Raw genomic sequence first — 11,570 nt, forward strand, 5'->3', positions numbered from 1 at the left:
TGCTGTAGTAGATTATGGTATTAAATACTCAATAATCGATGATTTATATCAAAGAAATTGTGCTGTAACACTATTTCCTCCTACCTTCAAGGCTGAGGATGTACTCGATAAGGGATATGATTTATTGTTCTTATCAAATGGACCAGGAGACCCTGCCCTACTTTCTGATACAGTAAATGAAATTAAAAAATGTTTAAAAAGAATTCCAATTCGTGGAATTTGTCTTGGACACCAATTACTCACTATTGCCCTTGGAGGAAGAACTTGCAAGATGGATTTTGGTCACCATGGTGGTAACCAACCAGTTAAAGATATGTTAACAGGCAAGACCTTTGTAACAAGCCAAAACCATGGATTTATGAGTGATGAATCATCTCTACCACAAGGCGTTGAGGTATGGATGAGAAATGCAAATGATGATTCAGTAGAAGGAATAATTTCAAGAGAAAATAATGTTAAATCAGTACAGTTCCACCCTGAAGCATCACCTGGTCCTCACGACAAAAATGATATCTTTGATGAATTTTTAAAGGAGCTTTAATATGCCAAGAAGAGATGATATCCACCATATTTTAGTAATCGGTTCAGGTCCAATTGTTATCGGACAAGCATGTGAGTTCGACTACTCAGGTAACCAGGCAGTTAAAGCATTAAAGGAAGAAGGTTACGAAGTATCACTTATCAATCCTAACCCTGCAACTGTCATGACAACTCCAGGAATTGCGGACCATATCTTCCTAGAACCTTTAAAGGTTGAGTATATTGAGAAAATATTTCAGCAGGTTGCACCTGATGCAATACTCTCAACAATGGGAGGACAGAGTGCTTTAAACCTTACTATGGAACTTCAAGAAAAGGGTATTCTTGAAAAGTATGGAGTAAAGGTTATTGGTGCTTCTGCAGATGCAATTAATAAAGCAGAGGATAGAGGTGAATTTAAAAAGATTGTTTCAAGCCTTGGCCTTGAAAGTGCAAAATCTATGATAGTTCACTCTCTTGAAGAAGCAAAGGCTGTACTAAACGAAATACCTCTTCCATTAATTATTAGGCCATCCTTCACTCTTGGTGGTATGGGTGGATCAATTGCTGAAAAACCAGAGGAATACCTTCCTCTAGTTGAAAGAGCATTGGAAATCAGTCCAGTTCATGAAGTTTTAATAGAAGAGTCTTTAATTGGTTGGAAAGAATTTGAAATGGAAGTTATGAGAGATAATAGAGATAATGCTATTATTGTTTGTTCCATCGAAAATATCGATCCAATGGGTGTCCATACAGGTGATAGTATTACAATTGCACCTAGCCAAACTCTCTCAGATAGAGAGCTACAAAAGATGAGAGATGCTTCAATTAATATCCTTCGTGCCGTAGGTGTTGATTGTGGTGGTTCAAATGTTCAATTTGCACTCAATCCAAAAGATGGAAGAATGATTGTAATTGAGATGAACCCTAGAGTATCACGTTCATCAGCATTAGCAAGTAAGGCAACAGGATTTCCTATTGCTAGATGCTCTGCAAAGCTTGCTGTTGGTTATACTCTCGATGAAGTAGTAAATGAAATTACAGGACAATCTGTTTCATGCTTCGAACCTGCATTAGACTATGTAGCAGTTAAGGTTCCTCGCTTTGAGCTCGAAAAATTTCCACTCCCTGTTTCTGCTTTAGGCACTCAAATGAGAAGTGTTGGTGAAGCTTTAGCACTTGGAAGAACCTGTGGTGAAGCATTAAATAAAGCATTAAGAAGTGCAGAAAGAAAGGTTGAAGGCCTTCAGGAATTAAAAGGTGATGTTGATACAATTTTACATGCAGCACATCCATTAAGATTAGAAGCAGCTTATACTGTAATTAAAGAAAAAGGTATAGATGCTATTGCTGAAGTAAATAAAATAACAGGCTTTGATCCTTACTTCTTATATGTTTTATATGAACAAGCTGAACTCGATAAAAAAATTGAAAAAGGCCTTACAAACGAACTATTAATTGAAGCTAAAGAAAATGGCATGTCTGATAAGAGAATTGCAACCTTAGCTAAGATTACAAGTGAGGAAGTTAAAAAAATGAGAGATGAACTTAATCTTCATATCTCAACTCACTATGTTGATACTTGTGCTGGAGAAGCAAAGGCTCTAACACCATATTGCTATACTACTTATAGTGAAGCAGATGAAGGCACTCCACTTGGAGAGGATGCTGTAATTATTCTAGCTTCTGGACCTAATAGGATTGGACAAGGCTTAGAGTTTGATACCTGTTGTACCCTTTCTTCCCTTGCTTACAGAGCAAAAGGAAGAAAAACAATTATGGTAAACAGCAATCCTGAAACCGTTTCAACAGACTTTAATACCTCAGATAGACTTTATATCTCACCTCTTACAAGTGAAGAAGTAATAGAGATAATGAGAAAAGAAAAGTGTAACAGAGTTGTTGTTCAACTTGGTGGTCAAACCCCACTTAATATGGCAGCAGACCTTGAAAAAGCTGGTGCACAAATAGTTGGAACATCTCTTGATAGTATTGATAGAACTGAAGATAGAGGAGAATTCTCAGATCTTGTTAAAGAACTTGGACTCAGACAACCTGAAAACAGAATGGGTATTAGCAAAGAGGATGTAATAAATAAAGCTAAAGAAATTGGCTTCCCTGTTCTCCTCCGCCCATCATTTGTTCTTGGTGGAAGATGTATGTTCATTGCATATGATACAGCTGGACTTGAGGAATTCTTCTTAACAAGTGGCCTTGAAATTAGTGAAAAAGCTCCAGTACTTGTAGACCAATTCTTAGAGGATGCATTTGAGTATGATCTTGATGCTCTCTCAGATGGTAAGCACATCTATATTGGAGGTATTTTGCAACACATCGAGGCTGCGGGTATCCACTCTGGTGATAGCGCTGCTGTTTTCCCTCCATATAAAAGTAAACCTGAAATTATCCAAGAGATGAAAGAATGGACTCTAAAACTTGCAACAAAACTAAATGTAAGAGGCCTCATGAATATCCAGTTTGCTGAAAAAGATGGAAAGCTTTACATAATTGAAGTTAACCCACGTGCTTCAAGAACTGTACCTTTTATTTCAAAATCTAGTTCAGTAAATCTTGTTGAAGCTGCAGTAAAAGTTTGGGAAGGTGAAGATTTAGTATCTCAAGGCTTAGTTAAGAAAGGTGAATATATCGCAACAGGAAGATGTACTGTTGGTTGGGCTATCAAAGAAGCTGTATTCTCATTCGATAGATTCTTAAATGTAGATCCTCAACTAGGTCCTGAGATGAGATCAACAGGAGAAGTTGTAGGTATTGGAACAACCTTCGGTGAGGCATATGCAAAGAGCCAAGCTGCTAGTGGTAACCTACTTCCAAGAAAAGGAAGGGTAGTAATTTCTGTAAATAAAAAGGATAGAAAAACTATTCTACCAATTGCAAAAAAACTTGAAGAGTTAGGCTTTGAGCTATTTGCCACAAAAGGTACTGCAAGGGATCTATTTAACGAAGGTATTTTAACAAACGTCGTCTTAAAGGTTAATGATGGCCACCCAAATATCGTTGATATGATAAGAGCACACAAAATTGATCTTGTTATCAACACTCCAATGGGATTCCATTCTAGAAAGAGTGATGATGATATTAGAACTGAGGCAATGCGCAATAAAATACCATATACCACTACAACTAGTGCCGCTCATGCAGCGACTTTGGCAATAGAATTCTTAAAGAAAAAGGAGTATATAGTTCGAGAATTAAGAAATAAATGAAAAAAGAGCTATTAATCTGAATATTTTTTACTAAAAAAGTGTTTACACTTTATTAGAAAGATTGTATGTTAATATATAGCTGGTGCTAGCTAACTGTCTGTCACAATTTCCCTCAACACACCTATTGATGGCGGTCAGCAGCACCTTTTTTTATACCTTTTTAATACCTATAAAATTTTTTAAGCCAAAATAATTTTTTTTTATTAAAGAAATAAGCAGAATAATATTAGATCTATTACCCCCCCCCTAAAGATTTTTAGATACTTATGACATAACGACTTTAAAAATATTTTTAATAATGAATATCAAAAAAATAAGTTAACTTATCTATTTTCAAGCTTCTTAATATAAATATTTGCAAAATAATTGCAAAATATATATTTAAGATTTAGTATTTAAGCCAAGGAGATTACAAATAATGCTTATTAATTTTACTTTTAAAAATTATCGTTCTTTTTATGATGAACAAACTCTTTCTCTCCTTGCTAGCCATGACAAGGTGATGGAAGAAAATATTGCAACTGTTAGCACAGACCTTGTTCCAGGTAATATTGGTGTTCTAAGAAGCATAACACTATTTGGTGATAATGAATCTGGAAAGACAAATCTCTTAAAAACCTTGAATTTCATGAAGAAAATGGTATTTTTATCATCTTCAATGAACACTGTTATGTTTAATGAGCCTTTTGCTCTTTTAGAGTATTCATCACTATTAGATACTCATCTTGAAGTTGAAATTATTCAAAATGGTAGTTTTTATAAATATGGATTTGTAATTAATGATAATAAAATAACAAAAGAATGGTTATTTAAGAGAACTGAAAGATTAACTCCAATATTTAAAAGAAATGGAGATGAGCTTCAAATTACTTCATTAAGCCGTAATGAAGCATCTCTACTCTCCCCTTCAAAATCTGTTTTATTTTTATCAATTGCAGATAAACTAAATTTATCAATAAAAAATAGTATTCTAGATGTAAAGGAATTTTTCCAAAATCTTGAGTTTATCTGTGAACCTAAGAGAGAATATTTAAACTTATACTTAGAAAATGAAGATAGGATTAGGACTGCCAATACTATACTAAAAAACATAGATATGGGTTTTTCAGATTTAAAACTAATTAAGATGGGATCCTACATTGATGCAGAGCTATCACAAGATGTCTATAACGAAACAGGAGATATCATAAAGAAACGAAAGTTAAGACTTTTCCAAGATCAGGAACTACTTGGCAGAGGTATTGTTCATCTTTGTTGTATTCTTCCTGTCTTACTAAAAGCACTAGATACTGGTGGTACAATATTAATAAACGATTTAGGATCTGCATTAAGTGTTAATTTAGCTGGTTTTTTACAAAACTTTTTCTCAGACAATAGAATCAACAAAAAGGGATCTCAAATGCTTGCAACTTCATCACTAAGTATGTTAATGGATGAATCTCTAAGAAGAGACCAAATTTATTTAGTAAGTAAAGATAATCAAGGAAAGAGTTCTTTACACCGTCTCTCAGACAGAAAGAATGTTAGAAAGAGCGATGTATATAGCAAGAAGTATCTTAAAGGAGAGTATACTAAGCAGTTAGCTGCATCAACTAAATAATTGTAAAGAAAATAGGATGATGATATTATTCCATAATGTAATCCTATTTCAGGCAGGAGAATAACATGTCAGAAGAAGCTTTTATGCAGAGAACAGTCACATGTGGTGATCTTAGAGCTACAGATGAAGGTAAAAGCGTAATCCTAAACGGTTGGGTCCACAGAGATAGAAACCATGGTGCCCTTCATTTTATAAATCTTAGAGACCGCTATGGTCTTACTCAAGTTGTAGTTGATGATGATGCATCTCAAGAACTTCAGGAAGTAGCAGCTTCCTTAAAACTTGAATACTGTATTGCAGTCAAAGGTATTGTTCGTCGTCGTCCAGATAGCATGATTAACCCAGATATGGCTACTGGGGAAATTGAAGTTAAAGCGGAGAAGATTGAAATTCTATCTCAGTGTGCTGTTCTTCCTTTCATGATCGATGATGAGTGTAATGCTAAAGAAGACTTAAGATTAAAGTACCGCTTCCTTGATTTAAGAAGTAAAGGTATGACCGATAGAATAGTTTTAAGACATAAGATTGTTAAAGCTATTAGAGAGTACTTCTATAAAACTGATTTCTTAGAAATCGAAACACCTACCCTTATCAGAAGTACACCAGAGGGTGCTAGAGACTTCTTAGTCCCTTCAAGAATTTATCCTGGTAAATTCTTTGCTCTTCCACAGTCACCACAGCTTTATAAGCAGCTATTAATGGTAAGTGGTATGGATAAATACTTCCAAATTGCTCGCTGTTATAGAGATGAAGATCCAAGAGGTGATAGACAGCTCGAGTTCACCCAGCTCGATATCGAGATGAGCTATGTAACTAGAGATGATGTACTATTAATGATGGAAGATCTATTTAATGATGTATTTAAGAAAGTGTTAGATGTTGACCTTCCAAAGCACTTTAAGAGAATTGCATATAACGATGCTCTAAATACTTATGGTTGCGATAAACCAGATTTAAGATTTGGACTTGAAATGCATGATGCTTCTTCATTTGCTGCTAAATCAACTTTCAATGCATTCTTAGAACCATTAAAAGGTAAAGGTGCAGTTAAGTACATTGTAGCACCTCACAAAGATGGTTTTGACTATACAAGAAAGTACATCACAGAACTTGAGGATGCGGCTAAGGTTTACGGCGCTAAGGGTCTTGCTTGGATGAAGGTTCAAGATGGAAAACTTTCAGGTGGTGTTACTAAGTATTTTGCAGGTCTTGAAAGTGAAGTACTTGAAACAACAGGTGCTAAAGATGGTGATTTAATCTTATTAGTTGCTCATGACAACTGGAAGAAATGCTGTAACAGCTTAGGTGCTGTAAGAAGCAAGCTTGGTGCAGATTTAAAGCTTATCAATGAAGATGAATTTGCATTCTGCTGGATTATTGACTTCCCTCTCTTTGAGTACAATGAAGATGAAGGCCATTGGGAAGCTGCTCACCACATGTTCAGTATGCCACAGGCTGAATACATTGATACACTTGAAAGTGATCCAGGTGCTGTAAAGGGCGATCTTTATGACCTCGTATTAAATGGTTATGAACTTGCTTCAGGTTCAATAAGAATTCATGATATCGAGCTTCAGAAGAGAATCTTCAGAATCTGTAACTTCCCAGATGATGTTGCTCAAGAGCGTTTTGGCTTCTTACTTGATGCATTTAAATTCTCTCCACCACCACACGGAGGAATTGCACCAGGAATTGATAGACTTTGCATGATTATCAGCAAGGTTAATACAATTAGAGAGGTTATTGCATTCCCTAAAAATACAGCTGCAATGTCACCAATGGATGACTGCCCTGCATATGTAGAAGAGGGCCAGCTTAATGACCTTAAGTTAAAAATTGTACAGGAAGAAAAGTGATAGATACAATCATAATTGGGGGAGGAGCTGCTGGCTCCTTCCTTTCTTCTTTAATTCCCTCAGCTCATCTTTTTGAAAAAACAAATAAACTATGCTCAAAATTATTAATAACAGGTAATGGAGCATGTAATGTTACACATAGTGAAGATATAAAATCATTTATTACTCATTACTACGACAAAAAGAATTTTATATCTCCTTCAATTTATGCCTTTGGTCCAGAACGTATAAGAGAATATCTTAAAGTAAAAGGTGTTGAAACATACATTAGAGAAGATGGAAAGGTATTTCCAACCTCTAATAATGCAAATGATATCAAGAATGCATTGGTAAAGGATTTAAAAAATATCCATCTCAATGAAGAAGTAGTTTCAATAGAGAAAAAGGATAACTACTTTATTGTTAAGACAAATAAACAAAGCTATGAGGCGAAAGTAGTTGTATGCGCAACGGGTGGTGCATCATATCCTCTAACTGGCTCTGATGGCTCATTTTTTACTATTTTAAAATCCCTTGGGCACAAAATAATTCCTCTCAGGCCAGCATTAAGTGCACTAATCACAGATAGTATCAATACTCAAAAGTTAGAGGGTATTACACTTAACAACGTAACACTAACCCATAAAAAGAAGAAATACACAGGACCTATCTTATTTACAAAAAGAGGTATAACAGGCCCAATGGTTATGAATATGTCTAGATTTGTAGAAAATAATGATGAAGTTATACTTACTTTTGCTAATCTAGATAAAGAAGAAATTAAAAACCAAAATGGGAAAACAAAATGCATTAATGCAATCCATGATTTAACTTTATTGCCTAAATCATTTTTAGAAGTAGTATTATCATGCTCAGAAAAGAAAGTAGCAGAACTTTCTAAAAAAGACATTCAAGAAATAATGGAGAATATTACTTCTTTAAAACTAAATGTAAAACTTGATAAGCTTAATCTTGCAACAGTAACTAAAGGTGGTGTTGATTCTTCACAAATCGATAAAACCACATTTAAGTCAAAATTAGTCGATAATCTTTACATAATTGGTGAATGCACAGATGTTGATGGCGAGTGTGGTGGATACAACCTCACTTACGCATTCTCAAGTGCATACTGCGCATACCTTTCTATTTCTAATCGTCAGATTTAATAATATCTGAAAAAGCAAATTGCTGGTCGTCCATACCTTCTGCACGACCAGTCCACTCAATCATAGGATCATCAATTTGCCAAGCGCAATCATCTTTATAGTCCAATTGCATCAGAAACCTTCGTTAGAGCATCAATAGTAGTTTGAATTAATTCAGGAAGCTCGATACCACAAAGCTCTGAGCCCTTGAGAATTAAATCTCTATTTACACCAGCAGCAAAGCCTTTGCTTGACCACTTTTTCTTTACAGATTTAACACTCATACCAACCATTCTTTCTGGTCTCATTAATGCAGTAGCATATACAAGACCAGTTAATTCATCGATAGTAAATAAGATTTTTTCCATCTCTTTTGTTGGCTCAACATCACAGCAAATACTCCAACCATGAGAACAAACAGAGTGGATAAAATCCTCATCAAAATAAGGTGCAAGTAACTCTGGAGCTTTCTTGCAATGCTCTTCTGGATACATTTCCCAATCGATATCATGTAGTAAGCCTACAATACCCCAATACTCAGGATCCTCACCCTTCTTTAGAGCAAATTCTCTCATCGTAGCCTCTACACAATATGCATGGTGTAGTAAGCTTTCACTTTTATTATATTTTTTAAAAACTTCTAAGGCTTCATCTCTACTTAACATATTTAGTCCTCTAATAATTGATATTATTTCTTTTATTACTCTTTTAGAAGTCTTTTTTGTTGATAATACTCTTTTATAAAACTGAAAATTGTAAGAGCAATAAATATTGCTAAATGTACAATTACAATAGATGCACCTACAGGAGTACCAGCATTATAACTAATTGTAATTCCAATCATGAAGGCAGAAAGCGAAATGACAGCAGAAAGAATTGTCACCCCCTTATACGTTGTTGCAACTCTTTTTGCACTTAAGCAAGGAAAAATTATTAAAGCACTTATTAGCAGGGAGCCTAACATCCTCATACCAAGTACAATTGTGAGAGCAGAAAGAATTGCTAATAGAGTTGTATATCTATCTGCTTTAATTGATGCAGATCTAGCAAATACAGGATCGAAGGTAACTACATATAGTCTTGGATATAAAAGAATATATGAAAGAAGTACAGCTAAGGAAAGGATTATAGAAAATACTGCATCAGTTTTATTTACTGCTAATAAAGATCCAAAAAGGAAGTTATTAATATCTGTATTTGTACCTTTAACATAGCTTATTACCATTACACCTATTGCAAGAGATGATGATGAAATTAGTGCAATAGCGCTATCACTTCCAATTTTGCTTTTCTCATTAATTCTCAATATCAAAATAGCGGCTATTACAACAACAGGTATTGTAAAAGCAAGAGGTGAAAAAGAGAAAATAGTAGCAACAGCTAAAGCTCCAAAGCCTACATGAGATAAACCATCTCCAATCATGGAAAAACGTCTAAGTACTAATGATACTCCAAGTAATGCTGAGCAAAGTGATACTAAAAGACCAACTATTATTGCCCTTTGCATAAAAGAATAAGAAAACATCTCAATCATGGTGGCCACTCTCCTCTAAATATTTTTTACCTACTTCACTCTCAAAGTATCTTTCCTTTTTTCCAAAGAAGAATGATTTTCCCAAATGTAAGATTGTATTAGCACTATTTAAAGCAGGATGGACGTCATGAGTTACCATAATAATAGTCATTTTGTCTTCATTTAAGTTATCAATAATTTTATAAAGTTCAGATGAAGTATGGCTGTCTAACCCTGAAACAGGTTCATCAAGAAGTAATACCTTTTTGGCAGCACACAAAGCTCTAGCAAGTAATACCCTCTGCTGTTGTCCACCTGATAGAAGAGCAAATGGTTGCTTTGATAGGTTTAAGATTTCAAGCTTAGCCATATTATCTAAAGCCCGCTTCTTATCATTTTTATCATAAAAGAATCTACTTTTAAGGGAATTAACACAACCAGATAACACCACCTCATAAACAGAGGAAGGAAAGTCTCTCTGTATTTGAGATCTCTGAGGTAAATAACCTATTTCAGAGCGATCAAAGGAAAAATCTAGATTGCCTTCTAATGGTTCATGTAAATTCAATATTGCTTTTACAAGTGTAGATTTTCCCGCACCATTATCCCCTAAGATACAAAGGTAATCACCTTCAGAAACAGTGAAATTTAGATTTTTAGCAACTACTTGATCTTCATAACCTAAGGTTATGTTCTTACCAACTATTAGAGGTTTCAATTCAAGGCCTCCTTAATTACATCAATATTCTTTTTCATTAAATCTACGTAAGTAACACCCTCTAGCCCTTCTCTTTTAGAAATATTGTGGCAGGAATTAAATTCAAGGACCTTACACCCTGTTTCATCACTTACAACGTTTGATAAGAGTGTATTAGCAAGCTCCATGTGTAAAACTACTGGGATATTATTATCTTTAACATAATCAATTAAAGAAGCAACAGTTTTAGCACTTACCTCACTCTCACTTGCGCATCCTGGAAAAGCTGCAATATAGTCTAAACCAAATTCAGATGCAAAGCAGGCAAGAGGAAAACGATCTGTTACAACTAAAGTTTTTCTCTTTGAAGAAGCTATAATTTCTTCAAATGATTCTTTTATTTCTATTAAAGAGGATATGTATGAATCACTATTTGCTATGTATGTATCAGCATTCACTGGATCAATAGAGATAGCAACTTCACAGAGGGATTTTATTATTTCAATTTCATTTGAAATACTTGTCCATACGTGTTCATCAAAAACCTCTCCCTCTTCTTCCTCTTCCTTTTGAACAATTCCTTCATCTGATTCAATTAACAATAGTGATACATTATCTATCAAGCGAAAATTAATTACTTCCTTGTCCAATGAGGATAAAATTTTATCAACATAACTTTCACTTTCTCCACCAGTTGAGATAAATAAATCAGAATTCATTATTCTGATGATATCTTCACTAGTTGGTTCATATGAATGACTCTCTCCTCCATATGGTAAAATCATCTTGATATCTGCTTTATCACCAAAAACTGCACGAGCAGCATCATAGCAAGGAAAATTTGTTGCACTGATAACTAATTTATCTTTATTCTCCTCACTCTTAGTACAAGAAAGAAGTAAAAATATAGATAGAAATATTATTAAAGCTTTCTTCAATTCTCACTGCTCCTACATTTATCACAAACACACTGGATTACTTGATCAGAGTCAATTTTTAATCCACTCTTTTCCATCGCCTTCTCAATTTCATGACTA

Annotated in this window: 10 protein-coding genes; 5 read left to right on the forward strand and 5 right to left on the reverse strand. The window is 34.5% G+C overall.

Translation table 11 applies throughout. The features are described from left to right. The 5 genes from SOY52_RS10525 to SOY52_RS10545 form a co-directional block, all read left to right on the forward strand. Nucleotides 1–541: glutamine amidotransferase-related protein (locus SOY52_RS10525; RefSeq protein ID WP_320848910.1), on the forward strand; the 541-nt coding region annotated here is incomplete at its 5' end. A gap of 1 nt (nucleotide 542) precedes the next feature. After that, on the forward strand, nucleotides 543–3,743 hold the full coding sequence (gene carB, locus SOY52_RS10530) for a carbamoyl-phosphate synthase large subunit (protein WP_320848911.1): 3,201 nt from the start codon (nucleotides 543–545) through the stop codon (nucleotides 3,741–3,743). Between the two features lie 418 nt (nucleotides 3,744–4,161). Continuing rightward, nucleotides 4,162–5,343 carry an AAA family ATPase gene (locus SOY52_RS10535; protein ID WP_320848912.1) on the forward strand — a complete coding sequence of 394 codons (1,182 nt, stop codon included), beginning with the start codon at nucleotides 4,162–4,164 and terminating at the stop codon, nucleotides 5,341–5,343. Between the two features lie 65 nt (nucleotides 5,344–5,408). Further along, nucleotides 5,409–7,199, forward strand: coding sequence for an aspartate--tRNA ligase (gene aspS / locus SOY52_RS10540; RefSeq protein ID WP_320848913.1), 1,791 nt, complete (start codon nucleotides 5,409–5,411; stop codon nucleotides 7,197–7,199). After that, a complete protein-coding gene (locus tag SOY52_RS10545; protein WP_320848914.1) occupies nucleotides 7,196–8,344 on the forward strand; it encodes an aminoacetone oxidase family FAD-binding enzyme in 1,149 nt (382 codons plus the stop codon). Before aspS ends, SOY52_RS10545 begins: the two co-directional genes overlap by 4 nt. On the opposite strand, the gene SOY52_RS10550 is transcribed toward SOY52_RS10545, so the two are convergent. From SOY52_RS10550 to SOY52_RS10570, 5 genes are read right to left on the reverse strand one after another with little or no spacing between them, the layout of a single operon-like run. Then, on the reverse strand, nucleotides 8,328–8,456 hold the full coding sequence (locus tag SOY52_RS10550; protein WP_320848915.1) for a hypothetical protein: 129 nt from the start codon (nucleotides 8,454–8,456) through the stop codon (nucleotides 8,328–8,330). The two genes, SOY52_RS10545 and SOY52_RS10550, sit on opposite strands and share 17 nt — an antisense overlap. Then, nucleotides 8,440–8,988, reverse strand: a complete 549-nt coding sequence (locus SOY52_RS10555; protein ID WP_320848916.1) for a hydrolase — start codon at nucleotides 8,986–8,988, stop codon at nucleotides 8,440–8,442. Before SOY52_RS10555 ends, SOY52_RS10550 begins: the two co-directional genes overlap by 17 nt. A 35-nt stretch (nucleotides 8,989–9,023) precedes the next feature. Then, complete coding sequence (locus SOY52_RS10560; protein WP_320848917.1) at nucleotides 9,024–9,857, reverse strand: metal ABC transporter permease; 834 nt, start codon at nucleotides 9,855–9,857, stop codon at nucleotides 9,024–9,026. Beyond that, the gene (locus SOY52_RS10565; RefSeq protein ID WP_320848918.1) at nucleotides 9,850–10,554 is read right to left on the reverse strand and encodes a metal ABC transporter ATP-binding protein; all 705 of its coding nucleotides are present in this window, start codon (nucleotides 10,552–10,554) and stop codon (nucleotides 9,850–9,852) included. Before SOY52_RS10565 ends, SOY52_RS10560 begins: the two co-directional genes overlap by 8 nt. Continuing rightward, nucleotides 10,551–11,471 carry a metal ABC transporter substrate-binding protein gene (locus SOY52_RS10570; RefSeq protein WP_320848919.1) on the reverse strand — a complete coding sequence of 307 codons (921 nt, stop codon included), beginning with the start codon at nucleotides 11,469–11,471 and terminating at the stop codon, nucleotides 10,551–10,553. Before SOY52_RS10570 ends, SOY52_RS10565 begins: the two co-directional genes overlap by 4 nt. Nucleotides 11,472–11,570: the final 99 nt, after the last annotated feature.

The sequence above is a fragment of the Bullifex sp. genome (assembly GCF_034103065.1).
In the GTDB taxonomy this organism is placed as follows: domain Bacteria; phylum Spirochaetota; class Spirochaetia; order Sphaerochaetales; family Sphaerochaetaceae; genus Bullifex.